This is a genomic window from Haloarchaeobius lipolyticus (assembly GCF_051208015.1).
Lineage (GTDB): Archaea > Halobacteriota > Halobacteria > Halobacteriales > Natrialbaceae > Haloarchaeobius.
Window position 1 is genome coordinate 132,637 of sequence record NZ_JBPKGF010000001.1, and the last position, 25,122, is coordinate 157,758.

Annotated in this window: 25 protein-coding genes and 1 tRNA gene; 13 read left to right on the forward strand and 13 right to left on the reverse strand. The window is 63.7% G+C overall.

Annotation, left to right across the window (positions count from 1 at the left end; all coding sequences use genetic code 11):
* Positions 1-1,284: a class III poly(R)-hydroxyalkanoic acid synthase subunit PhaC gene (gene phaC / locus ACSC1Y_RS00690; RefSeq protein WP_435332621.1), complete on the forward strand. Its 1,284-nt coding sequence runs from the start codon at positions 1-3 to the stop codon at positions 1,282-1,284.
* A gap of 344 nt (positions 1,285-1,628) precedes the next feature.
* Positions 1,629-2,372 (forward strand): 3-oxoacyl-[acyl-carrier-protein] reductase, encoded by a 744-nt coding sequence (gene fabG / locus ACSC1Y_RS00695; protein WP_435332622.1) that lies wholly within the window; start codon positions 1,629-1,631, stop codon positions 2,370-2,372.
* A 349-nt stretch (positions 2,373-2,721) separates the two neighbouring features.
* Here fabG and ACSC1Y_RS00700 read toward each other — a convergent pair whose 3' ends face one another.
* Positions 2,722-3,948: an orc1/cdc6 family replication initiation protein gene (locus tag ACSC1Y_RS00700; RefSeq protein ID WP_435332623.1), complete on the reverse strand. Its 1,227-nt coding sequence runs from the start codon at positions 3,946-3,948 to the stop codon at positions 2,722-2,724.
* Positions 3,949-5,021: 1,073 nt separating this feature from the next.
* On the opposite strand from ACSC1Y_RS00700, the gene ACSC1Y_RS00705 reads away from it, so the two are divergent.
* Positions 5,022-6,179: a thiolase family protein gene (locus tag ACSC1Y_RS00705; RefSeq protein WP_435332624.1), complete on the forward strand. Its 1,158-nt coding sequence runs from the start codon at positions 5,022-5,024 to the stop codon at positions 6,177-6,179.
* Positions 6,176-6,535: a nucleic acid-binding protein gene (locus ACSC1Y_RS00710; protein ID WP_435332625.1), complete on the forward strand. Its 360-nt coding sequence runs from the start codon at positions 6,176-6,178 to the stop codon at positions 6,533-6,535. The genes ACSC1Y_RS00705 and ACSC1Y_RS00710 overlap by 4 nt, the downstream gene beginning before the upstream one ends.
* An 84-nt stretch (positions 6,536-6,619) precedes the next feature.
* Here the strand turns inward: ACSC1Y_RS00710 and ACSC1Y_RS00715 are convergent, their stop codons facing one another.
* Both ACSC1Y_RS00715 and ACSC1Y_RS00720 read right to left on the reverse strand, forming a co-directional pair.
* Positions 6,620-7,345 (reverse strand): SDR family oxidoreductase, encoded by a 726-nt coding sequence (locus tag ACSC1Y_RS00715; RefSeq protein ID WP_435332626.1) that lies wholly within the window; start codon positions 7,343-7,345, stop codon positions 6,620-6,622.
* 282 nt (positions 7,346-7,627) lie between these two features.
* Positions 7,628-8,428, reverse strand: coding sequence for a DUF7547 family protein (locus tag ACSC1Y_RS00720; protein WP_435332627.1), 801 nt, complete (start codon positions 8,426-8,428; stop codon positions 7,628-7,630).
* A 196-nt stretch (positions 8,429-8,624) separates the two neighbouring features.
* Between ACSC1Y_RS00720 and ACSC1Y_RS00725 the strand changes: the two genes are divergently transcribed.
* Positions 8,625-9,413 carry a DUF7504 family protein gene (locus tag ACSC1Y_RS00725; RefSeq protein ID WP_435332628.1) on the forward strand — a complete coding sequence of 263 codons (789 nt, stop codon included), beginning with the start codon at positions 8,625-8,627 and terminating at the stop codon, positions 9,411-9,413.
* Positions 9,414-9,449: 36 nt separating this feature from the next.
* Here ACSC1Y_RS00725 and trxA read toward each other — a convergent pair whose 3' ends face one another.
* A complete protein-coding gene (gene trxA / locus ACSC1Y_RS00730) occupies positions 9,450-9,836 on the reverse strand; it encodes a thioredoxin (RefSeq protein WP_435332629.1) in 387 nt (128 codons plus the stop codon).
* Positions 9,837-10,007: 171 nt separating this feature from the next.
* Here trxA and ACSC1Y_RS00735 point away from each other — a divergent pair, with 171 nt between their 5' ends.
* The 3 genes from ACSC1Y_RS00735 (at position 10,008) to ACSC1Y_RS00745 (ending at position 13,361) form a co-directional block, all read left to right on the forward strand.
* Positions 10,008-11,993 carry a hypothetical protein gene (locus ACSC1Y_RS00735; protein WP_435332631.1) on the forward strand — a complete coding sequence of 662 codons (1,986 nt, stop codon included), beginning with the start codon at positions 10,008-10,010 and terminating at the stop codon, positions 11,991-11,993.
* Between the two features lie 139 nt (positions 11,994-12,132).
* Complete coding sequence (locus tag ACSC1Y_RS00740; protein WP_435332633.1) at positions 12,133-12,540, forward strand: acyl-CoA thioesterase; 408 nt, start codon at positions 12,133-12,135, stop codon at positions 12,538-12,540.
* Between the two features lie 71 nt (positions 12,541-12,611).
* On the forward strand, positions 12,612-13,361 hold the full coding sequence (locus ACSC1Y_RS00745) for a ribonuclease H-like domain-containing protein (RefSeq protein WP_435332635.1): 750 nt from the start codon (positions 12,612-12,614) through the stop codon (positions 13,359-13,361).
* Positions 13,362-13,696: 335 nt separating this feature from the next.
* Here ACSC1Y_RS00745 and ACSC1Y_RS00750 read toward each other — a convergent pair whose 3' ends face one another.
* Together ACSC1Y_RS00750 and ACSC1Y_RS00755 are read right to left on the reverse strand one after the other, a co-directional pair.
* Positions 13,697-14,137, reverse strand: a complete 441-nt coding sequence (locus tag ACSC1Y_RS00750) for an SLOG cluster 4 domain-containing protein (RefSeq protein WP_435332636.1) — start codon at positions 14,135-14,137, stop codon at positions 13,697-13,699.
* A 79-nt stretch (positions 14,138-14,216) separates the two neighbouring features.
* On the reverse strand, positions 14,217-14,636 hold the full coding sequence (locus tag ACSC1Y_RS00755) for a thioredoxin family protein (RefSeq protein WP_435332637.1): 420 nt from the start codon (positions 14,634-14,636) through the stop codon (positions 14,217-14,219).
* A 122-nt stretch (positions 14,637-14,758) separates the two neighbouring features.
* Between ACSC1Y_RS00755 and ACSC1Y_RS00760 the strand changes: the two genes are divergently transcribed.
* Entirely contained in the window at positions 14,759-14,995 is a 237-nt protein-coding gene (locus ACSC1Y_RS00760; RefSeq protein ID WP_435332638.1) for a ribbon-helix-helix domain-containing protein, read from the forward strand.
* Between the two features lie 207 nt (positions 14,996-15,202).
* On the opposite strand, the gene ACSC1Y_RS00765 is transcribed toward ACSC1Y_RS00760, so the two are convergent.
* The 3 genes from ACSC1Y_RS00765 to ACSC1Y_RS00775 form a co-directional block, all read right to left on the reverse strand.
* Positions 15,203-15,276 (reverse strand) — tRNA-Thr (locus ACSC1Y_RS00765).
* A 13-nt stretch (positions 15,277-15,289) separates the two neighbouring features.
* Positions 15,290-15,775 (reverse strand): GNAT family N-acetyltransferase, encoded by a 486-nt coding sequence (locus ACSC1Y_RS00770; RefSeq protein WP_435332639.1) that lies wholly within the window; start codon positions 15,773-15,775, stop codon positions 15,290-15,292.
* Between the two features lie 4 nt (positions 15,776-15,779).
* A complete protein-coding gene (locus ACSC1Y_RS00775; protein ID WP_435332640.1) occupies positions 15,780-16,988 on the reverse strand; it encodes a phosphoglycerate kinase in 1,209 nt (402 codons plus the stop codon).
* 314 nt (positions 16,989-17,302) lie between these two features.
* Between ACSC1Y_RS00775 and ACSC1Y_RS00780 the strand changes: the two genes are divergently transcribed.
* The 4 genes from ACSC1Y_RS00780 to ACSC1Y_RS00795 all read left to right on the forward strand — a co-directional run bounded on the left by ACSC1Y_RS00780 (position 17,303) and on the right by ACSC1Y_RS00795 (position 21,402).
* On the forward strand, positions 17,303-18,418 hold the full coding sequence (locus ACSC1Y_RS00780; RefSeq protein WP_435332641.1) for a branched-chain amino acid ABC transporter permease: 1,116 nt from the start codon (positions 17,303-17,305) through the stop codon (positions 18,416-18,418).
* Positions 18,419-18,522: 104 nt separating this feature from the next.
* Positions 18,523-19,836, forward strand: a complete 1,314-nt coding sequence (locus tag ACSC1Y_RS00785; RefSeq protein WP_435333162.1) for a branched-chain amino acid ABC transporter permease — start codon at positions 18,523-18,525, stop codon at positions 19,834-19,836.
* The gene (locus tag ACSC1Y_RS00790; protein WP_435332642.1) at positions 19,829-20,659 is read left to right on the forward strand and encodes an ABC transporter ATP-binding protein; all 831 of its coding nucleotides are present in this window, start codon (positions 19,829-19,831) and stop codon (positions 20,657-20,659) included. The genes ACSC1Y_RS00785 and ACSC1Y_RS00790 overlap by 8 nt, the downstream gene beginning before the upstream one ends.
* A complete protein-coding gene (locus tag ACSC1Y_RS00795) occupies positions 20,656-21,402 on the forward strand; it encodes an ABC transporter ATP-binding protein (protein ID WP_435332643.1) in 747 nt (248 codons plus the stop codon). Before ACSC1Y_RS00790 ends, ACSC1Y_RS00795 begins: the two co-directional genes overlap by 4 nt.
* 385 nt (positions 21,403-21,787) lie before the next feature.
* Here the strand turns inward: ACSC1Y_RS00795 and ACSC1Y_RS00800 are convergent, their stop codons facing one another.
* From ACSC1Y_RS00800 to ACSC1Y_RS00815, 4 genes are all read right to left on the reverse strand, one after another.
* Positions 21,788-23,086 carry an ABC transporter substrate-binding protein gene (locus ACSC1Y_RS00800; RefSeq protein WP_435332644.1) on the reverse strand — a complete coding sequence of 433 codons (1,299 nt, stop codon included), beginning with the start codon at positions 23,084-23,086 and terminating at the stop codon, positions 21,788-21,790.
* Positions 23,087-23,170: 84 nt separating this feature from the next.
* A complete protein-coding gene (locus ACSC1Y_RS00805; RefSeq protein WP_435332645.1) occupies positions 23,171-23,746 on the reverse strand; it encodes a CBS domain-containing protein in 576 nt (191 codons plus the stop codon).
* A 119-nt stretch (positions 23,747-23,865) separates the two neighbouring features.
* A complete protein-coding gene (locus ACSC1Y_RS00810) occupies positions 23,866-24,624 on the reverse strand; it encodes a GTP cyclohydrolase III (RefSeq protein WP_435332646.1) in 759 nt (252 codons plus the stop codon).
* 95 nt (positions 24,625-24,719) lie between these two features.
* Positions 24,720-25,046, reverse strand: coding sequence for a DUF5785 family protein (locus ACSC1Y_RS00815; protein ID WP_435332647.1), 327 nt, complete (start codon positions 25,044-25,046; stop codon positions 24,720-24,722).
* Positions 25,047-25,122: the final 76 nt, after the last annotated feature.

The following is a 25,122-nucleotide window of genomic DNA, read 5'->3' on the forward strand; positions in this document are numbered from 1 at the left end:
ATGCAGAACCCGTTCGCGGCCACCTTCGACGTCCAGAGACAGGCGTGGGAGAACGCCGCAGAACTCGTCGAGAAGGCGCGTGCTGCACCCGACAGCGCCAAGACCTTCCAGGACGTCGAGGTCGGCCAGACACCCAGTGAGGTCGTCTACGAGGAGAACAAGCTCAAACTGCTCCACTACGAGTCGACGACGGACGAGCAGCACCCCGTGCCGATACTCATCGTCTACGCCCTCATCAACCGGCCGTACATCCTCGACCTGCAGCCGGACCGGTCGGTCATCAAGACTCTGCTCGACAACGGCTTCGACGTGTACATGATCGACTGGGGCGAGCCGTCCAACATGGACCGGTCGCTCACGCTCGACGATTACGTCAACCGGTACATCGACAACTGCGTCGACGTGGTCCGCGAGCGCTCCGATCAGGAGAAGGTCAACGTGCTCGGCTACTGCATGGGCGGCACGATGTCGACCATGTACGCCGCACTCCACCCGGAGAAGGTCCACACGCTCGGACTGATGGCGGCTGGCCTCTGCTTCGCCGGCGACGCCGGCGTTCTCGAACTGTGGGGCGCGGGCGAACACTACGACCCGCACAAGGTCACGGACACGTTCGGCAACGTTCCCGCGGAGTTCCTCGACATCGGCTTCGCGCTGATGGACCCGGTGCAGAACTACGTCACGAAGTACATCCGACTGTACGAGAATGTCGAGGACGAGGACTTCATCGAGAACTTCGCCCGGATGGAGGAGTGGCTCGGTGACGGTATCGACGTGGCCGGTGAGACGTACAACCAGTTCATCACCGACGTCTACCAGGACAACAAGCTCTACGAGAACGAGCTCTACCTGGACGGCAAGCACGTCGACATCGAGAACCTCACGATGCCCGTGCTCCAGATCGTCGCCGAGTACGACCACCTCATCCCGCCGGAGGCGTCGAAGCCGTTCAACGACGCCGTCCCGAGCGAAGACAAGACCATCATGGAGTTCCCGACCGGTCACATCGGGATGTCCGTCTCCTCCCGCAGCCACGCCGAACTCTGGCCCGATGTCTGCGAGTGGTACGAGGAACGGATGGTCGAGGACACCGGCGAGCCCGAACCGACTCTCGAAGACGTGAAGGGCATCGGCCCCGCCTACGCGAACCGGCTCCGTGACGCCGGAATCGACTCGGTCGAACTCCTCGCCGAAGCCGACGCCCAATCTGTCGCCGAGAAGACCGACATCAGCGTCGAGCGGGTCGAGGACTGGATCACGAACGCCACCGAGCTACTCGACTGAATCTGGCAACCGGCCAGTCAGTGGCGGTCGACTCCGACCATCATCTATCCGGTCGACTCCGGCCATCATCTATCCGGTCGACTCCGGCCATCATCTATCCGGTCGACTCCGACCACCGTCTGGGCGGCTGGCTGCTCGCTCCACCGCTCTGAACCACACTCGACGGCTCGAGAGATATCACCCTCTTCTGAGGAATACTTAAGTCGATTATGCGCGACAGTTCCCCTAGAGTCGGACGGTCAGTGGCGCCTCGCCCTGTCAAATCGAAGACCGGCGGCTAGGCAGACGCGTATTCCGTGGCGAGTACTTCACCCACCGGACCGCCCGCAAGAGATTTACAAATTATGTCAATGGATGGACGAACGTGCCTCGTCACAGGCGCAGGACGCGGAATCGGGAGCGGTATCGCAGAACACCTCGGAAAACGAGGAGCCAACGTCGTCATCAACTACCGGTCGTCGGCGCACGAGGCTGAGGAGGTCGTCGACACGATCCACCAGCACGGTGGACAGGCCATCACCTCGCAGGCGGACGTCACCCGCATCGAGGAGGTCGAAGCGATGCGAGACGAGGCGCACGACGCCTTCGGCCCCATCGACGTCCTCATCAACAACGCCGGTATCACGAAGGACACCCGCTTCGTCAACATGTCCCGCGAGGAGTGGGACCAGGTGATGGACGTGAACCTCGGCGGCGTGTTCAACTGTACGAAGACGTTCTACGACGACATCTGGGAGTCCCCGGAAGGCCGGCTCATCAACATCTCGTCCATCGTCGGCAAGCAGGGGAACTTCGGACAGGCGAACTACGCGGCCGCGAAGGCCGGGATGTTCGGGTTCACCCGGACCATCGCTATCGAACTCGCCTCGGGCGGTTCGACCGCGAACTGCGTCGCCCCCGGGTTCACGCGCACCGAGATGCTCGAAGCCGTCCCGGACAAGGTCAAAGACCGTATCGTCTCACAGATTCCGCTCGGCCGATTCGCAGAGGTCGAGGACATCGCCGCGCTCTGTGGCTTCCTCGCCAGCAAACAGTCCTCGTACATCACCGGCGAGGTCATCGACGTGAACGGCGGCATGGACCTCTAGCGCGGGGCGACGTCGGTCATCTTCTCGATTTTCACCACCTCTCCAGAACGGAATCTGTGCGGAAGTCCTGTGTCGCGTCTCGCCGGGTAGTATAGTGACCTCCACGCCTCCGTCCTCCACTAAACGCTCGGAGAATCAGCCGTCTAACAGGGGGTTCAGAGAATCAGCCGTCTAACAGGAGGTTCAGAGAATCAGCCGTCCACCAGATGCTCGGAGAGTCAGTCGCCCATCGGTGAAGACCTTACACTGAGTACATCTCGGGATACCTCTCTTGCCAGCAACAATCGTATGGAACGGTGACTGCGGGTCGGAAAAGCATACCGACGGAAGCCCTCGAGCCGAATCCAGTTCACCGAATCCCGTTGAGGTTGGCGACCGTCCGAAGGTCCGAGAACCGCTGCTTCATGTCGAGTTCGTCCTCGAGCGCGGTGAGCGCGGATTCGAGTGGCACGTCGAGCTCGTAGGAGTAGAAGTTCCCCCGGGACCCGGAGCGGTTCTCACGGGCGGTGAGGATGCCGAGCATCCGGAGGTCCGAGAGGTGGTTGTGGACCGACCGCTGGGCGAGGCTGTCGACGCCGTACCCGTCACAGATGTTCAGGTAGCGGTTGTAGATGGCGCGCGTCCGTTCCGGCGTGCCGCCCTCGGCGGCGATGGAGACGACCGCGAGCAGTGCGAGGTGGCCGTGCTGGGTCAGCTGACGGATGCCTTCCTCGACGCGCTCTCGCTCGAGGACGTGACGTGCTTCCTCGACGTGCTCCTCGGTGACGCGGTGGTCGTCCGCGTTCTCGGCCTGCTCGGCTGCGACGAGGAGCAGGTCGAGCGCCTGTCGTGCGGACCCGCGGTCCTTCGCCGCGAGTGCGGCACAGAGCCGGATGACCGCGTCCTCGTAGGTGTCCTCCCTGAGGGCGATCTCGGCGCGGGAAGAGAGGATGTTGTTCAGCTCCTGTGCGTTGTACGGCGGGAACTGGAGTTCCCGTTCACAGAGCGTGTCCTGGACGCGGGGGTCGAGCTGGTCGCGGAACTTGAAGTCGTTCGAGATGCCGATGATGCCGACCTTTGCCTCGGTCAGGTCTCCCTTCGAGCGCGCCCGCGGAAGTTCGTAGAGGAGTTCGTCGCGCTCGCCGATGGAGTCTATCTCGTCGAAGACGAGCAAGATGGTGCCCCCGAGCTTATCGAGTTCGTCGTACAGCTTGTTGAAGACGGTCTGTTGCGGATAGCCCGTCGTCGATATCTCGGCGCCGTCGGGGCGCAGTTCGTTGACGAGCTCGACCGCGACCTGGTAGGACGACGAGAGCGGCTTGCAGTTGAGCGAGATGACCGAGAGGTCGACGTCGTCGTACTGTTCGGCGTCCTCTTGCAGGAGGTTCATCAGGTACTCCGTGACCGCCGTCTTCCCCACGCCCGTGTTTCCGTACAGGAAGATGTTGTTCGGTTCCCACCCGTCGATGACCGGTTGGAGCGCGTCCATGTATGCCTCTATCTCCTCGTCACGCTCTTCGATCTGGTCGGGCTGGTAGCTCTCCCGGAGGGCATCCTTGTTCCCGAAGACCGCGCGTTTCCGCTCGAACCGGCGCATACCATCCCGGTGTCACTCCGGGTATAAAAGAACCGCCATTACAAGTGATTCAAGTGTTTCATGTGAAAGCTCACGGTCGTTCACTGTCGGTGGAGTTGTGAGGACCGGTAGTGGTCCATGCTAGCTCCCTCCATGGACACACAGACACCACTGTTACGAGTGAAGCTAGAACTAGCTAGTCTACTAGAGAGCAACACACCACCGTTTCCCGTGAAACATCGTGGTGCTATCTTGCCGGTTCTACCGAGGTGCCTCCCGAGCTAGTAGCGGCCAGACCCCAGACGAGGGAAGAGGTTGAAATTCAGTAGCACACTTATTGCTCTGATCGGTGATTCACTCGGGCTCGTATCAGCGAACCGGTATTCGTCCGAGGCGCCGCGAGGACGGGAACCCACTCACCACCATTGCAAGTGAAGATGCCCGAAACAAGCTCCATAGAGCTTTGATAGTGCCATTGGACACGGAGCACGCGTCTTACTCACGTACCGTTCCTCGCTCGTATCCTCTCCTCCGCGACGCCACCCACCCTCCCACCCTCGTTCGTCCCGCTTCACTCGTAACAGTGGTGTCTGTGTGTCTGGACCGGCATCGGCCATGTCGGGAAACGTTCACTCGAAACGGTGGTGTCTCTCTATCCGGAAGCGTGCCTCACGACTCGATGCCCCTCGTCACTTGCAACGCCGGTGGGGTCTACGCTGCTCGAAGGCCGAGTTCACTTGCAACGGTGGTGTGTGGGTAGCACGGGCCCGTCTCGGCCGTCTACTCGATCGCAACCGTCTACTCGCTAGACTGGTTTCACTCGTAATCACGGTGGGAGTGGAACACATCACGGCCGCCCTCTGTCGCATCATCGAGAAAAGTGGCGATGGTTCCGAGCGGGTGGTCCGAGCTACTGCACCTCCAGCGGACGAAAGGATATCGACGTCGAGTACCAGAGTCCGAGTGCGAACCGAGATTCACTTGCAACGGGGGTGAGTGGCGGGGACGGTAACGGCGGAACGTGAGGGCGGACCGAACTGACAGAAATTCCGGTCAGGAACAGAACTAAATCGTAGCCGTGAGTGGCTTCTGACATGGAACGCGTAGCAGTCATCGGCGCCTCGATGACGAAATTCGGAAACCGGGACGAGTGGATCATGGAGCTGCTCGCCGAGGCCGGGGAAGCCTGTCTCGACGACGCCGGAGTCGGTCCCGACGAGGTCGACCACCTCTACGTCTCGAACATGGCCAGCGGTGAGTTCGAGGGCATGACAGGCGTGATGAATGCACTCGCGCACGACCTCGGCTGTATGCCGGCGTACACCCAGCGCGTCGACCAGACCTCCTCGTCGGGTGGCGCCGGGATGTACGCTGCGTGGCAGTCCGTCGCCTCGGGTGCCTCCGACATGACGTTGCTCGTCGGCGGCGAGAAGATGACCCACAGGACGACGGAGGAGGCGACCGACGTCATCGCATCGATCACGCATCCGGTCGAGTACAAACACGGCCTCACGCTGCCGAGCTTCGCCGGGCTGACGGCGCGTCACTACCTCGAGAAGTACGATGCCCCGCGAGAGTCGCTCGCGAAGGTGGCCGTCAAGAACCACAAGAACGGCGTGAACAACCCGCACGCGCAGTTCCGTAAGGAGGTCGACCTCGAGACGGTGATGGAGTCGCCCATTGTAGCCGACCCGCTACGACTGTACGACTTCTGTCCCATCACGGACGGGAGCGCGGCCCTGATGTTCTGCCCCGAATCGGTCGCGAAGGAGTACACCGACGAGTACGTCACCCTGTCGGGCGTCGCAGGTGCGACTGACACTCACGTCGTCCACGAACGTGACGACCCGACCGTCATGGGTGGTGTCGTCGAGAGCGGCAAACAGGCGTTCGAGATGGCCGACCTGTCTCCGGAAGACGTCGACGTCGCAGAGCTTCACGACATGTTCACCATCCTGGAGTTCCTCCAGATGGAGGGACTCGGTTTCGCCGACCCTGGAGAGGCCTGGGAACTGGTCGAGGAGGGCTACACCGAGATGGACGGGGAACTCCCCATCAACACCTCCGGTGGCCTGAAGTCGAAGGGGCACCCGCTCGGCGCGAGCGGCGTCGCACAGGGCTACGAGATCTACCAACAGCTGGTCGGCGGTGCGGGCGACCGACAGCTCGACGACGTCGACGTCGGTCTCACGTGTAACGTCGGCGGATTCGGGAACTGTGTCATCACCACCATCATGGAGGCAGCACAATGACGATGGAAGCCTACGAGTACGAGGACGGAACGATCAGCTACCCGGGCCACCCCCGCAGTCGCGACGGGGCAGAGCCCGTCGGAACCATCGACCTGAGCGAGTACACCGCCGAGGTCGTCACGTGGACGACGAGTATGTCGACGCCACCGGGCGTCAGGACGCCGAACACCATCGCGGTCGTCGAGTTCGAGGTCGAGGGCCAGTCGGTGCGTGCTATCGGCCAGACGACGACCGACGACGTCCAGACCGGTGACGAGGTCCGACCCGTCTACGTCGACGAACTTCGGGAGCCCGGCGCTGGCATACGCGAACCCGCCAGCCAGGACTGGGACGGCTACCGGTTCGAACCGGTCTGAACCGGACGTTCGGTACCGCCGGGCATCCGGTACCGCGGGGGCGCTCGATACCGCAGCAACCGGTGTCGATTCCTGAGGCGAGAACTACTTCTTCACGACGGTCCGCTCGGGCAACTCCCAGTCGATATCGACGAGACCGGTCGGCGAGCCGCGTGCACCATCACGACTCACCACCTCGAACGTCCGGTCCTCGCTCTCTGGCGTAAACAGCGCCGCGACCATGAGACGTGCGACGTCGGCTCGTGGAATCGTCCCGCTGACCGTCTCGCCGCCCTCACCGACCAGGACCTCCCCGGTCGCCGGGCCACTGGTCAGGCCGCCGGGTCGAAGTATCGTGTACGAGAGCCCCGACGCTCGAAGATGGGCCTCCGATCGTCCCTTCGCGTCCAGTACCCGCCCGAGCAGCAGCCGGAACGGCAACGGTAGCTTCGACTTCGAGTTTCCGACACCGATGGACGACTCGTAGACGAACCGTGTGACGCCGGCACTCACGGCCGCATCGATTAGTTCGACGACCCCCGCTCCGTCGACGAGGTCGTCCCCGAGGACCAGCTTTGGACCCGGCCCCGTTCCGACGGCACAGAGGACTGCATCGACACCTTCGACCGCCATCTTGGCGTCGTCGGGATAGTGCAGGTCTCCGACGACGACCTCGTCGGCGCCCTGGATGCGGAGCGTCTCGACGTTCCGGGGGTTCCTCGTGAGCGCGCGCACACCGACACCGGCGTCGAGCAGCACGTCGACGAGTTCTCGTCCGGTTCTGCCGCTCGCTCCCGCGACGAGGACCGTCATCTCACCTGGCTGTTGCATAATCCTACACACGGGCCACAGGGGTATCTCGTTTGTGTGTGACTGACACGCCCCGCGGCCGGTCGACGACGCGGCCGTAAAAACAGCTCTCTTCTGTCACGACCTTCCAGCGATTCCTTCTCGCGGACCGTCGACGGCGCCTGTATGGCCCCATTATCCAACTCGGGCACGAACCCGGACCTCGGCCAGTTACTCCGGGGTGTCGGCTTCCAAATCGCGGTTCCGTCACACAGAATCCTTGTCACCGGAACTTCCGTCGGGGGAACCGGCGCCAGAACCGCATCAAGTGGTTGCGTCATCAGGGCCATCTTCGACGGCTTCGTCGCTCGAATCGCCCTCGCCATCAGCGCCGTTCGATTCATTCCCGGCATCAGCGCCGTTCGATTTATTCCCGCCATCCGCGTCGCCGTACCGTCGCCTCAACGTCTCGAGTTCGGCATCGACGTCTATCTCGACGGGTTCGTCTGCCGCCCCCTCGTCTCCCCCGTCCTGTTCGTCCCCGTGTCCATCACTCACGCCGTCACGCCCACCTGACTCGCGGGAGCCATCTCGCGTGCCGGATTCCGAACCTCGAGTGTATTCGTCCAGCGAGTGGTCTTCGCGACGGCTGGCTCCGAGCTGTCGCTGGATCTCCGCACGGATATCACGCGCCTCTTCGAGGATACTCCTCGCCGTCTCGTCCTCGGGCAGTTCGGTTCCTGCGAGGACGGACTGTAGTTCTGCGAGGGCGTCGCTGGCGCGACCGAGGGTCTCCCGGCTCAGCGACTCTGCCCTGGAGTGTGCGGACTTCCCGGCAGCTTCCCCGCGCTCTCGCGCCCGCTGCCCGCCCTCCGCGAGTCGAATCGCCCGCTGGAGCGCTTCGAGTAGTTTGATGTTCGTCTCGAGCAGTGCGATGGTCGCCGGAATGGCGACCTCGTCGGCGAACTTGACGAACTCGCGAGGAGTCGGTGGTCTGGGCACGCCGAACGGACCGCGGGGTGGTTCGGGCCGCTGACGCGCGAGCTCGGTTCGGAGTTCCCGAAGTTCTCTGGCAAGGGCCGCGGCATCCTCGGCCAGCTCGCGATCGTCCCTCGATTCGCTCATGGTACCACCTTCTCGCCTGACCGACAAAAACCGTCCGCCCCGTCGGTTCGTGCCGTCCATGGACTGGACGCACCGGGCGACTCCGGCCCGAAACCGCCCCGTTCCAGCCGTAGATGCGGGGAAGTGGGTGTAGACGAATTCTAGTCTGGTCCCCAACACAATATTTATCGGAGACCGACTCGTCAATTAGGACCGAATGAGGTCCGAGCACGGTGGGGGCGTGCCAGACAGTACGGCGTTCGCCCAGACGCTGAGGACGATGCGACAGGAGGGGAGTTGCATCCTCGTCGTTGGACCGGCCAGTTCGTCCGCCCACCGCGAAATCTGCCACCGACTCGCTGGCGAACTCGGCACCGAGTCGCGACAGCGGATTCTCGTCGACGTCCTCGACGACGCTTCGACGGCTCCGACCGAGGGCGGTGAGGGTCTCACGGTGCAGATTCACCGTGGGCGCCGCCCACCAGACGAAGGTCAGCGGGGAGCGACCGAGACGTCCGGCGCAGGACGAGGGACGAACGACGCAGGACGAGGGACGAACGACGAGAGGCAGCGAACTGCCGATGCAGGCGAGTCAGGAGCGGTCGTCCAGTCTCCGCTATTGAGTACCATCGGCGCAGCGGTACTCGAAACGGTAGACGAAGTGGCGGACGAGACCGACCTCGACTCAGCAGACCTCCGCCTCTGCTTCGACGCCGTGACACCCATGCTCGATGGACACGAGCCACAGACCGTTTTCCGGCTTCTGCATATGCTGACGTCGCGGACGCGCGAGCTCCGCGGAATCGGCCACTTCCACCTCCCGCTGGAGCGAGACGACGACTACGTGCGACTGCTCCAGCCGCTGTTCGACGCGGTCGTCGAAATCCGACGTTCCGAGGATGGCGACGAGCGAACCGGTGAGCTCGAACAACGCTGGTCGCTCCGTGACCACGACGGCGACAGTGGCTGGCTCTCGCTTGAAGACGAGTCAGTGAGCCGTGACTGAAGACGCGGACTCCCGCTGAAGCGGAACGTCTCCGGCTCAGCTGTACGATTCGACCAGTTCGACGAGCGTCGACTGTTCCTGAACGCCCACCAGCCGCTTCGCCTGTTCACCGCCCGCAAAGAGCAGTAGCGTCGGAACCCCGCGGACCTGGTGGTCCTGTGCCAGCGACTGTAGTTCGTCGATGTCGACCTTCGCGACGACGGCGGCCGTCTCGGTAGCGACCGTCTCGACGACCGGATCGAGCATCTGGCACGGACCACACCAGTCCGCGTAGAAGTCGACAAGGACGACGTCGTTCTCGGTGACGAGGGCCGTCAGGTGCTCCGCGCTCTCGACGTGGACCGGGTCCGAGTACTCCGTGGTCGCTGTCGAAACGTTGTCCGACTGTACTGTACGTTCGGATGGGCCGTCAGACTCGCTCATGTGGTCGGTAGGGAGAGTCGATACTTAGCGGTTGCTCGCGTCGTCGCCGCCGCCGCCGCACGACCATATCTTCGGAGGAAGCGGCCCAGCGACGCGGAACCGATCCGAATCAAGTTTCGATTTCGACCGAACCACTATTAGAAAACTCGTCGTAGACGGCTACCAGATACAATGGTCGAGGTCAGCATCGAGGTGCTGGCGGGCATCGCCGTCACCATCTTTCTCATGTTGTTGTTCCTCGGGGTGGTGGTGGCGTGGGACATCGCGCTCGCACTCCGGGACGTTGCGGAGAGGATAGACTCGCTCGAAGACGACGTGGACGAGGATCTGGGCACCATCGACATGACGCTCACCCGCATCCACGACCGGCTCGGCGGGCTGGCGCAGGGAGCCGCTGCTTCGAGCGACGCGACTCACGGCGACCCCGCCGGTGCCGGTGCCGTAGCGTCGTCACAGCCGTCGCCGAGCGCGGCCGCCGGGGCGAACGCCGTCGGTGTCGGGCGGCCGGGCGGCTCGACCGGAGCGGGTGTCGGGCAGTTCCAGCAGACCGGGCAGGCCGCCGCACCGTCGGCAGCGGCCCCATCGGTAGACGAGAGGGGCGATAAAGTCGACACGACGAACGCAACCGAGTTGGGCGACGATGCAGTGGACACCACGGGGGCAGACGAGAGCGGTACTGACGACGAGCAGGATGGAGAAGACGTCGCTCCCGACGACGCCACCGACGATGAAGGCTCGGACGACCTGGACGACGGCGACGGCGAAAACGACGGCGACGCCGATGAGGTGGACGAGGCCGACGACCTGGACGACGCCGATAACGCGGACGAGGCCGATGGGGCAGACAACCCTGCGCAGGACGCTGACGACGAGGACATTCGCGACGACGAGGACGTCCGCGACGGTTCGGAAGACGCGGACGACGGTTCGGAAGACGCGGACGACGATTCGGAAGACGCGGACGACGGTTCGGAAGACGCGGACGACGGTGAAGAGGGAGAAGGCGGCGACGGCAACGATGGCGAGGAGTCGCCCGATGACGACAGCGAATCAGGGATGCAGGACCCCATCGCACTCGAAGCATCCGCAGCCGAGTACAGTCAGGACGTCGACGAGGAAGCGGTCGCAGAGGCGCTCGGCGTCGACGTCGCCAAGCTCGATGATCTCGAGCCGGAAACCTCGACCGCGGAACTGGTCCAGAACTTCGGTCGAGAAGCCCGGACGAACCGCGGGCTCGCATCACCAGGTGGAGTCGAGGCGATGGGATTCGACGACGAATTCGAGTACGTGGACGCGGTGGTCGAGGACGTCGAGACGAGGACCATCGAGGACCTGGAAGCCACGGCGACCGACGAGGATACGGGGACTGCAGCCGCCAGTGGCGCCAACCTCGGTCGATTCGCCACGGAAGACGAAGCCTGGTACGAGGTCGACTTCGACGGACGCGTCGCCGGAGCGACCGACGCCGCGCGAGACAGAGCGGACGCCACGCGAGACAGAGCGACCGACGCCGCGCGAGACGGGGAGACCGACGACGTGGAAGGCGAGGCTGGTGACTCGGGCGGAATCGAGGATGCCGTCGAGAAGTCCGATATGGACGCCGCCGCCGAATCTGACGCCGTGACGGACGCAGCCGACGCCGAAATCGTGGACAGTCCCGAAGACGACGGGACCGCTCAGCAGTCGCCCGAACAGCCGGACACGTCGGACGACGACGCCGAGCAACCCGGTCGAATCGTCGACGTCGTCGACCAGCAGCTGACCTCGCTCGCGGAGGAGGCCGGTGGCAGCAGTCTCGGACCGGACGTCTCCGACATGGTGCTCACGCAGGCCGTCTCGGAGCTCGACGGCTCGAGCTTCAGGTTCCCCCTCTCGTCACGCACGTGGAACCTGTCGGCTGCAGTCGACGGTGGGGCGGCGTCGCTCCGTCTCAGCCCGGAGGAATCCGTCACCTTCGATGCAGCGCGCAAGCAACTCCTCCGGTACCAGCTCCGGAACTACCTGGACAAGGACCGGATGACCCACGCGGACATCGAGGTGGACGACTCCGACGTGGTCCTCGAAGTACCTGCCGCGACCGGCGAGTCGCTCGACGCCTGGGCCGACGCACTCGTCCAGATCGTCGACCGGACGTTCTACCTGACCGGCGACGACTGACCGTCCATCGCCTGCGACGATCGGCCTGTTCTTCGCCGCCGCCGACTGACCGTTTTTCTGCTGAGACCCGGATCCCGGTTCGACCCTTGTCCTCTGCCTCGTCCGAAAGCGGTAGGTTCCTTCGAGCCGGCCGTCAGGTATGGTCGGAACCCGCGACGAACCCTTCACGACAGACATCGACATCCGATTCAACGACGTCGACCTGGCCGGTCACGTGAACAACGCGATCTACGTCTCCTACCTGGAAGAGGCGCGCGTCGATTACCTGACCGAGGTCATCGGCGGTCTCGACTCGCTCGATGGCGTCATCGCTAACCTCGAGATAGACTACCACCGACCCGTCACGCTCGATGACGAGGTCGAGGTCGCGGTCGCCGTCACAGAGATAGGGTCGTCGAGTTTCGAGATGACCTACGAGGTACGGGCATCCGGCGACGTCGCCGCGACGGGCTCGACCGTGATGGTCGCGTACGACTTCGACACGGGCGAGTCGCGACCCATCCCCGAGGAGTGGCGAGAACTCGTTCGCGAGTACGAGGGCCTCTGAGCCGGGTCGGTGCCCGCCGAGTCGCACGGGAGAGACGACAGGTTTTCGACGGCCCTGCTCTTCGTTCGAGTGTGCGAATCGAGAACAGCTTCATCCCGGTTCGAGGGGTTGGCGAGCAGACCGAACGGAAGCTCTGGCAGGCGGGCATCACCCACTGGGACGACTTCGACGGTTCCGTGGTCGGATCGACGACGGCCGACCGTATCGAGGCGTTCATCGACACCGCGCGGGACCACCTCGCAGCGGGCGACAGCCGCTTCTTCGGTGACGCGCTCCCCTCGGCGGAGACCTGGCGGCTCTACGAGAACTTCCGCGACGAGACCTGCTTCTTCGACATCGAGACGACCGGCCTCTCCAAATCGCGCGACCACGTGACGACGGTCTCGTTCCATCAGGGTGGCGAGACGACGACGCTGGTACGTGGTGACGACCTGACAGCCGACGCCCTGCGAGAGCAGTTCGCCGACGCGGCGCTGGTGGCCACCTTCAACGGCGCACGGTTCGACGTCCCGTTCCTCGAGCGGTCGTTCGACGTGAACATCGACGCCCCGCACATCGACCTGATGTACCCGTGCAAACGTATCGGGCTCGACGGTGGCCTGAAAGCCATCGAGAAAGACGTCGGTATCGCCAGGGATGGTCCGGACATCTCTGGACGTGACGCCGTCAGGCTCTGGAACGAGTACGAACGCGGCAGCCAGTCGGCACTCGACACGCTCGTCGAGTACAACCGCGACGACACCCGGAACCTCCAGACGCTCATGGACGTCGTCGCGGACGGGCTCCATGCGGACCTGTTCGACGGTGCGACGAGCGCGTAGCTGATCACCGAGGCGGTCGGGTCTCCTCCCGACATATCTGAGTAACTCTCGACGTGTCTGAAAACGACCCACGGCCGGGGCAGGGCCGCGGTCGGAGTGGATAACGGAGTCGGCAGGCCGTGGACACGGCTGCTGACAGGCTGGTGTCCGAGGTCGCGCGGGTGGATGTCTTGACTGCGGGGAACGACCGGACGGCACGGCGGGGACGTTGCCGAGCCGCGGTCGACTGGTGGGCGACTGTCCTGCCGACATTCGAAACGTTGGGTGGAATTGTCATAAGAATGGCTCTAGGTGAAATCGCTCTTTTCGTCACCACCGGCCCGGCCGTGACCGCCCTACTCGTTGGCTTCGACGAACTCTACGACTTCTTCTGGCGTGTCGACCGTCTCGATTCCGGGTACGTCGTGCGTCCCGACGCCGACGAGTGGCTTGCCGAAGACCTGTGCGAAGCCGATCTCCGAGAGCGTGCCGGGCCCGCCGTCGATGGCGACGACGACCTCGCCGTTCATCACGACGAGGGCGTTCCGGGCGTGCCCCATGCCGGTCGCGATGGGGACGTCGACGAAGGCGTTCGCCCCGTTGTAGTTCTCGCCAGGGAGGATACCGATGGTCGTCCCGCCACCGTTGTTGACACCCTCACAGATCGCTCGCATCACTCCGGTCAGGCCGCCGCAGACGACGGTGTGTCCCCGACGCCCGAGCTGGTAGCCTATCTCCTCCGTGCGGTCGTACACTTCGTCTGGAACCGAGCTCCCGCCGATGACACTGACGCGCATTCGTGTGCCACCTCACTGGCGGAGAACAGGGCCGTTTCGGTTCGTTCTCTGCGACAGACACGACTGACGCCCCGCCTGCTCAGGCGGCCTCGATAGCCGCGAGGAGTTCCTCTTTCTGCTTCAGCCCGACTAGTCGCTGGACGGTCTCGCCGTCGCGGAACACCAGCAGGTTGGGGATACCCTGGACGCCATACTGGCCCGCCAGTCCCTGATGCACGTCGACGTCGACCTTCAGTACGGCGGCGGTCGATTCGGCGGCGACCTCGCCGATGTACTGGCCGAGGGCCTGGCACGGCCCACACCAGTCAGCGTAGAAGTCGACCAGGACGACCTCGTACTCGTCGAGCGCGGCCTCGAACTGCTCGACGCTCTCGACGTGAATCGGCTCGTCCGGTGTCGAACCAGGTCGCGCGGCGTCCACCGCGTCCTCGCTCGCCTGGGACAGAAGTGCCTGCTTCTTGGCTTCACGGATGGCCTCGAGTTCGTCGGAATCGGTCATCGTAGCCAGTGGTACGGATCGGAGAGACATAACGGTTGTGTGTATATCTCCCAAGACTGTTGGGGCGACACGTTTCGACCGCAACCCGAGCATTAACGACCCCCACTATCCAAGCCACGCATATGCCCAAAGCAGAGATTTCGATGTCCGACACGCTCGACGCAGAACTGGACCGGCTCGTCGCCAGTGGTGACTTCCTGAACCGCGAAGACGCCGTCGAAGAGCTCATCTCGCTCGGCATCTCCGCCTACGGTCCTGCCGAGGAGACCCGCGAGGAGCGCGGCGACCTCTTCAACCAGTCGCTCAACGACCAGCAGGACCCGGCCGCGCGGAACGATACCGACGGCTACGGGTACTGAACGACTCTCTCGATTCTCCGTTCTCGTGGTCGACGAGCGACGCACTCCCGGACTCGATTAGCAACGCGAATAACGACGCCGGGATGCAACGATTCGTACTACGGCCCCTCTCCCCGCTTCGCGCTCTGATTCGCAACACACGCCGTTCGCGCTCTGATCCGCAATCCCCACCGTTCGCTCTCCGTTCTCAGCGTGTTCGAAGAGGAGAGCCAGGGGTGGGATTCGAACCCACGAAGTCTCGATTACAAGTCGAGTGCATGAACCGCCCATGCTCCCCTGGCACGCTTTCGTACGTCAGTCGTGGTCCTTCGCGTTAGTATCACTTTCGACTCGGACTCGCTTCTCCATGACGACGCGATGTTCCTCGTAGCCCTCCCGAGCGTAGAACGAACGGGCGCGTTCGTTGCCGGCCATCACCTCGAGCTGGACCGAGTCGACGCCCCGGTTCTGTAACGCCGCTTCGGCAGCCGCGAGTAGGGTCGGTCCACGGCCTGCGTTCCTGTACTCGGGAACCACGTAGAGGTTGTGTATCATGCCCCGGGTGACGTCGAGCGAGAGGTCGCCGCCCGAGACCTCGAACATGACGAAGCCGACGATTCGGCCATCGGCGCGGTCGACCAGCACGCCGTCGTCCACGATGTGCCGGGCGAAGTTCGTCCTGATGACGTCGCGGTTCTCGAACGCTCGGATGTAGCTCCCGTGTGGTCGCTGTTCGTGGGCGAGATCGACCCACCGGTCCGCGAGTTCGTCCAGGTCCGCGAGCGTGGCGAAGTCGACCAAGGGTCTACCAGTTGGCGGCCTCGAGCGCTTCGACGGCCGGCAGGTCGCCGCCGGTCAACATCTGCAGGCAGGCGCCCCCACCGGTCGAGAAGTGGTCGAAGCGGTCCTCGAGACCGAACTTCCGGACGGCCGCGGCGGTGTCACCGCCACCGACGATGCTGTAGTCTACCTCGCCGGCGGCCGCGTACAGTTCACGCGTCCCTTTCTCGAAGGCCGGATCCTCGAAGACACCAGCCGGGCCGTTCAGGATGACCGTCTTCGCGTTTTCGAGTACGGAGCGGTAGATGCGGAGGGTCTCGTCGCCGATGTCCATCGCGGCCTCGTCCTCCCGGCCGGGGAGGGCGTTCAGACCGATTTCGCGACGTTCGCCGTCGCGCTCGACCGCGACGTCCTGGGGGAACCGGATTCGGTCGCCGTGTGCGTCCAGGAGATCTCTCGCGCGGTCTATCTCGTCCCAGTAGCCCTGGTCCATGATGAACTCGGTACTCGCGTCGCCGATGTCGACGCCGTCTGCGACGAGGAAGACGTTCCCGACGACTCCGCCGGTCAGTATCTGGTCGGCGAGACCCGACTCGAGGACGCTCCAGGCGACGTCGATGGAGTCGGGGACCTTCGCACCGCCGAGACAGTACACGCGCGGGCCCGCGGTGGACTCGATATCTCCGAGGACGTCTATCTCCCGTTCCATCACCCGGCCGGCGTAGCTCGGCAGATGCTGAGGGAAGCCGACGAGCGACGGCTGCGACCGGTGTGCGGCCGCGAACGCGTCGTTGACGTAGGCGTCGAGCACCGGGAGCAGTCCTGTTACGAGGTGCGTCTCACCGGCTTCGACCGGGTCCCAGGTCATGTACTCTTCGCTGTAGAACCTGGTGTTCTCCAGCACGACGGCCTCTCCGTCGTCGAGCGATTCGACGGCGTTCCGTGCCGCCGTCGTGAACGTCGCGTCGACGTAGCTGACGGGGTTATCGAGCAGTTCGTCCAGTCGCTCGGCGTGTGCCTCGAGCGTCTCGAAGTCGTCCCCGCCAGGGCGACCCTGATGTGCGAGAATCACGACGCGACCGCCGCGTTCGAGGAGCTCTGAGAGCGTCTCCTCGTGCGCGCGGAGCCTCGCGTCGTCGGCGAGACCGTCGTCTGAGAGCGGACTGTTGATGTCGACCCGTACCCCGACCCGACGGCCGTCTACCGCGAGGTCATCGAGGGTCCCTACCGGCATATGGATGTGCGTGCGAGGGGCCCAAGCATAGACCTTTCTCCTTGGTGGCTTGGGAACGGGCTTCGTTCGCTTTCGTGTGTTTGAGCGTCTCTACCACGATTTTCCGGCAAGACGTATCAGGTCCATCTCGTATGCTGGCGAGATGTCCGACACAGGGACGCTAGCGACGGTCTCACGTTCGTCTGGAGAGGCCATATATCCGACCAATCACGCGAATCAGAAACGCCGGATAGACGTTGGTATACCTATCCACGTGTGGCGTTATCAGGAAAGATTTAATGGGTGGTTCTCTCCATTGTGGGTAGGGATAGCGAATGGGTGTCAATAACACTGTAGACCGTGGCAGGCAGTTCGTCCTCGAGAATCCGGGGGCACTGCTCGTCGGGGCCATCGGCGTGTTCTTACTCGTCGATTTTCTCCGGCGCATCGCTACCGGCGACCTGGCTTTCTCGAAGGTAGCCACAAACGTCTATGACGGCCTGCTCCGTGGGCTCGTCATCGGACTCGCCGGTATCGGTCTGTCGATGACGTACAGTATTCTGAACTTCGCGAACTTCTCGCATGGGGACTACCTCTCGACCGGTGCGTTCGTCGGCTGGGGGACCACCTACCTCATCGCGGGACTCGGCGCCGAATACACGCTGGGGTCGCGCCTGCTGGTCGGTGCCGGACAGAGCGTCACCGGCTCCCAGCTCGGCATCGGTATCGCCAGTACGCCGCTGGCGATTCTCGTCGGTGTGGTCATCGCCGGCGGATTGACCGCGGGACTCGCGCTCGCGATGGACAAGATGGTGTACAAGCCGATGCGCGATGCAGACGGTATCAGCCTGCTCATCGCGAGTATCGGTGTCGCGTTCGCGCTCCGGTACCTGCTCGCGTTCATCTTCGGTCCCGCGAGCCGCGGGACGACGAGTTTCGACGCGAACCCCGCCATCTCGTTGTACTTCATCGACGGTAACTTCACCATCAGTGCACACGACATCACGCTCGTGGTCATCTCCGTCGGGCTGATGGCCGGCGTTCACTACCTGCTTCAGTACACCAAGCTCGGGAAGGCGATGCGCGCGATGTCCGAGAACGAGGACCTCGCCCGCGTCACCGGCATCCCGACCGAACGCGTCATCAAGTCGACGTGGGTCATCGGCGGCGCCCTCACGGGCATCGCCGGCTACATGCTCGTCCTCTGGAGCGGGACCATCTCGTTCCAGGACGGCTGGTTGCTACTGCTGCTCATCTTCGCAGCAGTCATCCTGGGCGGTATCGGTTCCATCTACGGCGCGATCGTCGGCGGCCTGGTCATCGGTGTGACCGCGTCCATCGCCGTCTTCTGGATTCCGTCCAGCTTCGCCCGCGTCGCAGCGTTCGTCGTGATGATCGTCATCCTGCTGTTCAAGCCGCAGGGTATCTTCAGTGGGAGGTCGACCTCATGAGTGCAGAGATGTCCACCGCAGACGACGGCGCACAGCCCGGCGACGGCGACGGTCGTGCAGAGGCCAACTCGTCGCTGATAGAGACGGTGTTCACCGAGGACTGGATGATGGTGCTCGCCGTCATGGTGAGCCTGTACGCCGTCTACATCGTCACCGGCCTGGTGCTCGGCTACCCGCTTCGCGGTCAGCTGAACTCCATCGGGACGTTGACGACCTGGATAGCCCTGTTCGCGATGTTCTCACTGGCGCTCAACCTCCAGTGGGGGTACACGGGACTGTTCAACATCGGTATCATCGGCTTCGCCGGCGTCGGTATCTACACGATGGCCATCGTCTCGAACTCCTTCTCCGCCCCCAGTAGCGGGCAGGTTGGAGGGTTCGGACTGCCGTGGGTCGTCGGCATCGTCGCGGGTGTCGCCGTGGCGACCGCATTCGGGTTCATCGTCGCGCTGCCCGCACTTCGCCTCCGCGCCGACTACCTCGCAATCGTGACCATCGCGTTCTCCGAGATCATGCGGTTCGCCTTCCTCTCGGGCGACTTCGAGGTCATCACACTCGGTAAGTACGGCATCCTGCCGGCACAGAACATCGGCCTGGGTGGCGGGAGTGGTATCATCTACGACTTCCCGTCCCCGATGGACGCCCTCGTCGGCGGGCTCGGGCTCTCGAGCTTCTACGGTGGTCTCGTCCACTGGTTCGGGAACGACCTTCCCGGCCTGTTCGGGGCGGCAGCCATCGAGAATCCGAAGCCCATCGTCGACCAGCTCGTCTACGGCTTCCTCCTGCTCGCAGGCGTCTACGGCTTCTACTGGCTCCTAAAGCGCACCGGCGAATCCCCGTTCGGTCGCGTGCTCAAGGCCATTCGTGAAGACGAGGACGTCGCCCGCGCGCTCGGGAAGGACACCGACCGCTTCAAGATCCAGGCGTTCATGATCGGCTGCGGTCTCATGGGTCTCGTCGGCATCCTCTGGCTCTGGGGCCAGGGGACGGTGACGCCGACCAACATCCGGCCGCGGATGACGTTCTTCATCTGGATCGCCCTCATCCTGGGGGGCTCCGGGTCGAACACCGGGAGCATACTCGGCGGGGCGGTCTTCGCGGGGACCCTGTTCCAGGGCCCGCTCTACCTGAAGAACGTGCTCAATCAGGTCCTCCCCATCCAGAATGCGCCGGCAACCTTCGGGCAGGCCGGCGGGGAGGTCATCAACGGGCTCGATCCGGTTCCGATGATCGCGTACATCTTCGCGAACATCCGGCAGTTACAGCTGGTCATCATGGGTATCGTCCTGATCCTCGTGATGATCTACCGCCCGCAGGGTATGCTCGGCCACCGGACGGAGACGGCGGCAAGCATCTCTCTCGACCGACCGCGGCTGCGTCGGTCCGCGGGGAACGACGGAGGTGAGTCCGATGAGTAGTGACACGAACTCCGAAACGACGCTCGAGACGGCGACCGGCGGCCCCGACCTCTCGGAGACGCCGCTGCAGGTCACGGACCTGAAGAAATCCTTCGGTGGTATCCAGGCGGTCAACGGTGCCTCGTTCGAGGTCGAATCGGGGACGCTGACGGGTCTCATCGGCCCGAACGGCGCCGGCAAGTCGACGACGTTCAACCTCATCACCGGCATGCACAAGCCCGACAGCGGGCAGGTGCTGTTCAACGGTGAGGACATCACCGGCTACGAACCGCACGAGATCGCGCTCAGCGGACTGGTCCGAACGTTCCAGATCGCCCGTGAGCTGGAGGAGATGACGGTTCTCGAGAACCTTATGCTCGCACCGCAGAACCAGCGCGGCGAATCGTTCGCGCAATCGGTGCTCCCCTGGACCCGCAGTGCCGTCCAGAACGAAGAGGAGGAAATCCTCGACCGCGTCTGGGAGACGCTCGACTTCTTCGACATCGAGCACCTCGCGCATCAGCAGGCCGGTGGCCTCTCCGGCGGCCAGCGGAAGCTGCTCGAACTCGCCCGTGCGATGCTGACCGACCCGGACATGCTCCTGCTGGACGAGCCGTTCGCGGGCGTCAATCCGACGCTCGAAAAGCGGCTTCTGGAGCACATCCACGAACTTCGCGAGCAGGGCTACACGTTCCTGCTCGTCGAACACGACATGGACCTCATCATGAACAACTGTGAACACGTCATCGTGATGCACCAGGGCTCTATCCTCACCGAGGGAACGCCCGCGGAAGTGAAGTCGAACGACCAGGTCATCGACGCGTACCTCGGAGGTGACGTATGAGCTCAGCGACCACGGAACGCGAGTTCCTCGTCCCCGACGAATCGCTGCTCGAGGTTCGGAACCTCGACGCCGGCTACGGCGACCTGCAGATCCTCACCGACGTCCAGATGGACGTCGCGGACGGGGAGTACGTGACCATCGTCGGCCCGAACGGCGCCGGCAAGTCGACGGCGATGAAGTCGGTCTTCGGCCTGACGACCCACATGGGCGGCACCGTCACGTTCGACGGCGTCGACATCACGGGTCAGAACCCCGAGGAGATCATCTACGAGGGACTGGGCTTCGTCCCCCAGAACGACAACGTGTTCCCGAACCTCACGGTGCGGGAGAACCTCGAGATGGGCGCGTACATCCTCGACGAGGTGCCACAGGACGCGCTCGACGCCGTCTGGGACCGCTTCCCCATCCTCAAAGAGCGCGAAGACCAGAAGGCGGGAACGATGTCCGGCGGCCAGCAGCAGATGCTCGCCATGGGCCGTGCGCTCATGCTGGAGCCGAAGCTGCTGATGCTCGACGAGCCGTCGGCAGGGCTCGCGCCCGACCTCGTCGACGACATGTTCGATCGCATCGACGACATCAACGACTCCGGGACGGCCATCCTGATGGTCGAGCAGAACGCCAAGGAGGCGCTCCGGCGATGCGACCGCGGCTACGTGCTCGTCCAGGGTGAGAACCGGTACATCGACACCGGCGAGAAGCTGCTCGGCGACGAGCAGGTCCGTCAGGACTTCCTCGGCGGATAAGCCGGTCACGACGCGGCTTCGGTGCGGTCTTTTCTTCGACTACCCGGCTTCTAGACGAAGCGCTCACTGGCGACGAACTGGCAGTTCTGTGCGTCCCTGGACCATAGATGACGGCCCTCTATCGGAGGCACGCTTGACTCCAGGAGACATCGTGTTCGGTGCTGCCGACGAATCCTGTGTGACCTCCCTCTACCGTCGACCCCGGGGAGACGACCACAGCGCCAGGTCGGCGACGGATACGACGACGCCGTACTCCGGCGTCCGGATCAGGTGGGTACCGCGGCAGCCGACGCGCGGCTCGCTCTCACGACCGTAGTAGTGGGAGCCTGCGGCTCGTCGCCTGTGGCCGGTCGAAAAAATTGCTCGTTCGTGTCCGGGCGCCGACTCAGGGCTTCGACTGTGCCTCCTCGATGACCGAGGTGTAGGAGGACTCGCCCTGGTTGTACGCGACCTGATTCCAGACCTCGCCGCCGTGCTTGTCCTTGAAGACCTTGGCGAACTGGTTCGAGAGCTGCTGGCCGTAGTCGTTGTTGACGTACAGCGTCGCGGCGGTCTTACCTTCGAGTCGCTTCGACGCGACCTGTGCCATCACGGCTCCCTGGAGCAGGTCGGACGGTGCGGTCCGGAAGATGTAGTCGTCGTCTTCGAGGTTCGTGACGCTGAGCGCCGTACTGGACGGCGAGCAGCCCACGACCTTGTTCGGGATGAAGACCTGCTTCGACACCGGGACGTTGACACCGGACGATGCGGACCCACAGACTGCGGGGTAACCGGCGTTGACCAGCGAGTTGGCGGCGTTGACACCGGCAGACGGATTCGTCTGCGTGTCTTCGACCTGCTGGTCGACCTCGAGGTCGAGGTCGGAGTCGTTGACCTGCTTGGCCGGGATCTTCGCGGCCTTGATCATCAGCTGCCCGACCGACGCGAGGGCACCGGTCTCCGGGAGGAGGACGCCGACCTTGATGGTCCGTCCCATCCCACCGGATGCGCTGTCCGCGTGCGGGCCGGAGCCATCGGGGTTGTCACCCTCGAACTGCTGGACGTCGACGTCGTTGGTGTCCTGGTTCTTGATGTTCCAGATGGAGTAGGCTGCGGACGCGGGGTCACCCTTGTCGTTGAAGTTGGTCGCACTCGAGGCACCCTGGTAGTTGATGTCCTCGCCCTTCGCGGCTGCTTCGACGCCTTCGACGAAGTTCTGGGGACCAACCTCCATCCCACCGGGGTTGGCGATACGGCGCATCTGGTCGCGGATGGCTGTACCGTCGTTCTTCCCTGCTGCGGCGTTCGCGAGGATGAGGATGGCGACGGAGTCGTAACACTGGGAGTTGAAGACACCCGGTGCCTCGCCGTACTCGTCCTTGAACAGCTGGTTGAACGTCTCTTTGTTCGGACCGCCCGCTGCCGGGGCGGTACCGGTCAGTGCCTTCATGTCACTGCCGACTTGCTCCGGCAGCTTGTCGTCGCGGAGACCGTCGGGGACCAGGATCTTCTGTTCACCTGGGTCTGCCGAGTAGTAGTCGCGGAAGAGCTGGATGCCGTCTTCTGGATAGCCGATTACGACCATCACGTCCGGCTTCCCGCCGCCGGAACCACCACCACCCCCGCCGATACACCCAGCGAGACCAGCGATTCCTGCAGCACCTGCACCCTTCAGCACGTCTCGTCGTTGTATATTCCGTGCCATGGTAGCGTCCTACAGGTTTCACTGTTATAAATATACCTGCCAGTTGTTTACTTCGTGACCGTAAGACGGGGCCGTGACACACCGTCAGATTTGTCGGCAGTCGGGGCAGACCAGCTGACCGTTCGCCTCGAACAGTGACGCTGTAAGGGCGCCACAGAGCTCGCAGACGCCCTGTGTCCCGAATTCGTCGCCGGTTCCACCGTTCGCCAACGGCTCCGACTGGGTGTCGTCGGCCTCCTCGGGGGGAGAATCCGACGTGGTGATGCTCCGCCGCGCTCTGAGCGGCCCGGTCGCATCGATGACGTCACGCTCGGTCAGGACGCCGACGATGTCGTCGCCGTCGGTCACGAGCAAGTTCCGGATCGTCTGTCTGGACATCACGTCTGCGGCCTCGGAGAGAGAACGGTCGGCAGCGATCGAGACGACCGGCCGAGACATCAGCTGGTCGACCGTCGTCTCGGCGGGGTCGGCGTTCTCTGCGACCATCTCGAGAACGTCGCGCTCGGTCATGATGCCGACCGGTGTGCCGCCACGCATGACCAGCACGCTCCCGGCCGCCTCGTCTCGCATGAGTCGAACCGTACTCAGAACGGTATCCGATTCGCTGACGCCGACGTACTCTCGCGTGGTCACGTCACGTATCGACACGTCGCGTTCCATGTGTGACTAGTTAGCAGTGTTCGTATAAAATCTACCCCCGCCACGTTTAATGCCGTACCCGACGAACGTCTCGGGTCAGTCGAACGGCCGAATCGGGCCGGCCGAGCCGATGAGTCCTTTCAGTCGAACGCGATACTCGTACCGTGGGCGCGACACTCCTCGAGGGCGTGTTTCGCCGCGAAGCCGGCGGCGTGCGCGTGGGCTCCCCGCCCGACACCGACCTGAAGGTCGATTCCCGTCTCCTCTTTGACGTGGTCGAGAGCGTCCCTGTACTCCGCGTCGCCGAGGTCCGGACAGGTAGCGATGATGTTGTCGCCGCCGACGAAGAACGAGAGCGAGTCGTGCGCGCTCCGCATGTAGCGCATGAGGGAGGCGTACGCTTGCTCAATCTCGATGAACGAGTCGTAGGCGTTCAACTCGTCGGTGAACTTGCCGGTCGCGTCGATGACGTCGAAGTGAGCGATCTGGACGTCGTCGTCGCGTCGGAACTCGTCGTCGATGGTCCGCCCGCGCAGTATCTCGCGGCGGGACTTGTCCTGTGCACTACCGGCGTCCTGTAGGAGGTCGGTGGCGTCCGCGAGCGCCTGTGCCGGGTTCGTCCCGGTCGCGACGGCGAAGCTGACCGTCACGGGATAGCGGTTGCCGACGGACTCCTGGATGAGCGCGTGGTCGTCCATGTCCAGCCCGTTCGTGACGGCGACCATGTTGTCGAAGCGGGTGAAGAAGACGTACCCGTCTCGGTTGCCGACCAGCTGCGAGAGGTCTGCGTACAGCCGGGACTGGAGCGTCTGGAGGTCCACCTCGCGTCGCGGTTCGGGTGTGACCGTCCACGGACCGTAGTTGTCGATCTGGATGAGGGTGACCTGCGTATTCGTCACTGTTGGCCGTGCCTAACGGACGAGACCGTATAAGTGAATCTGAACCGGTCGAACACGCTCGACCCGTTTTCGGTCGGTGTGATGTCGGTTCGACGTTACGCGGGCTTGACGTTGGACTCGCCCGCCTTCGGATGGTAGTCCCAGAAACCGCCGGACCGCATCGCCTTTCCGACCGCCTTGTGGAACGAGACGATGTCCTCGAACTCGTCTTCGGTGACGTGCTCGAAGATGTCTGCGACGCTGACGACGCGCTTCGAGTTGAGTCGAATCGGCTCGTCGGCGTGTGCCTCGACGAAGTCGGCCTTCTGGAGCGGGAAATCCTCGTCCTCGTCCAGCTTTTTCGCGAGAATCGCCATCCCGTACTTGCGCATCCCCTCGCTGCCCTCCTCGCCGTCGGGGTCGTGGGGCCACTCGTTGCTCATACCCGGTGCTGTGGCTGGCATGCGCAAAAGGATTACTGAAACGGCGGCAGTGAGAGCGGAATCAGTTCGACGATGC

Excerpts from the sequence above, each read along its gene's own strand:
- phaC (WP_435332621.1), top strand. The coding sequence starts at position 1 with ATGCAGAACCCGTTCGCGGCCACCTTCGACGTCCAGAGACAGGCGTGG.
- fabG (WP_435332622.1), top strand. The coding sequence starts at position 1,629 with ATGTCAATGGATGGACGAACGTGCCTCGTCACAGGCGCAGGACGCGGA.
- ACSC1Y_RS00700 (WP_435332623.1), bottom strand. The coding sequence starts at position 3,948 with ATGCGCCGGTTCGAGCGGAAACGCGCGGTCTTCGGGAACAAGGATGCC.
- ACSC1Y_RS00705 (WP_435332624.1), top strand. The coding sequence starts at position 5,022 with ATGGAACGCGTAGCAGTCATCGGCGCCTCGATGACGAAATTCGGAAAC.
- ACSC1Y_RS00710 (WP_435332625.1), top strand. The coding sequence starts at position 6,176 with ATGACGATGGAAGCCTACGAGTACGAGGACGGAACGATCAGCTACCCG.
- ACSC1Y_RS00715 (WP_435332626.1), bottom strand. The coding sequence starts at position 7,345 with ATGCAACAGCCAGGTGAGATGACGGTCCTCGTCGCGGGAGCGAGCGGC.
- ACSC1Y_RS00720 (WP_435332627.1), bottom strand. The coding sequence starts at position 8,428 with ATGAGCGAATCGAGGGACGATCGCGAGCTGGCCGAGGATGCCGCGGCC.
- ACSC1Y_RS00725 (WP_435332628.1), top strand. The coding sequence starts at position 8,625 with ATGAGGTCCGAGCACGGTGGGGGCGTGCCAGACAGTACGGCGTTCGCC.
- trxA (WP_435332629.1), bottom strand. The coding sequence starts at position 9,836 with ATGAGCGAGTCTGACGGCCCATCCGAACGTACAGTACAGTCGGACAAC.
- ACSC1Y_RS00735 (WP_435332631.1), top strand. The coding sequence starts at position 10,008 with ATGGTCGAGGTCAGCATCGAGGTGCTGGCGGGCATCGCCGTCACCATC.
- ACSC1Y_RS00740 (WP_435332633.1), top strand. The coding sequence starts at position 12,133 with ATGGTCGGAACCCGCGACGAACCCTTCACGACAGACATCGACATCCGA.
- ACSC1Y_RS00750 (WP_435332636.1), bottom strand. The coding sequence starts at position 14,137 with ATGCGCGTCAGTGTCATCGGCGGGAGCTCGGTTCCAGACGAAGTGTAC.
- ACSC1Y_RS00755 (WP_435332637.1), bottom strand. The coding sequence starts at position 14,636 with ATGACCGATTCCGACGAACTCGAGGCCATCCGTGAAGCCAAGAAGCAG.
- ACSC1Y_RS00760 (WP_435332638.1), top strand. The coding sequence starts at position 14,759 with ATGCCCAAAGCAGAGATTTCGATGTCCGACACGCTCGACGCAGAACTG.
- ACSC1Y_RS00775 (WP_435332640.1), bottom strand. The coding sequence starts at position 16,988 with ATGCCGGTAGGGACCCTCGATGACCTCGCGGTAGACGGCCGTCGGGTC.
- ACSC1Y_RS00780 (WP_435332641.1), top strand. The coding sequence starts at position 17,303 with ATGGGTGTCAATAACACTGTAGACCGTGGCAGGCAGTTCGTCCTCGAG.
- ACSC1Y_RS00785 (WP_435333162.1), top strand. The coding sequence starts at position 18,523 with ATGATGGTGCTCGCCGTCATGGTGAGCCTGTACGCCGTCTACATCGTC.
- ACSC1Y_RS00790 (WP_435332642.1), top strand. The coding sequence starts at position 19,829 with ATGAGTAGTGACACGAACTCCGAAACGACGCTCGAGACGGCGACCGGC.
- ACSC1Y_RS00795 (WP_435332643.1), top strand. The coding sequence starts at position 20,656 with ATGAGCTCAGCGACCACGGAACGCGAGTTCCTCGTCCCCGACGAATCG.
- ACSC1Y_RS00800 (WP_435332644.1), bottom strand. The coding sequence starts at position 23,086 with ATGGCACGGAATATACAACGACGAGACGTGCTGAAGGGTGCAGGTGCT.
- ACSC1Y_RS00805 (WP_435332645.1), bottom strand. The coding sequence starts at position 23,746 with ATGGAACGCGACGTGTCGATACGTGACGTGACCACGCGAGAGTACGTC.
- ACSC1Y_RS00815 (WP_435332647.1), bottom strand. The coding sequence starts at position 25,046 with ATGAGCAACGAGTGGCCCCACGACCCCGACGGCGAGGAGGGCAGCGAG.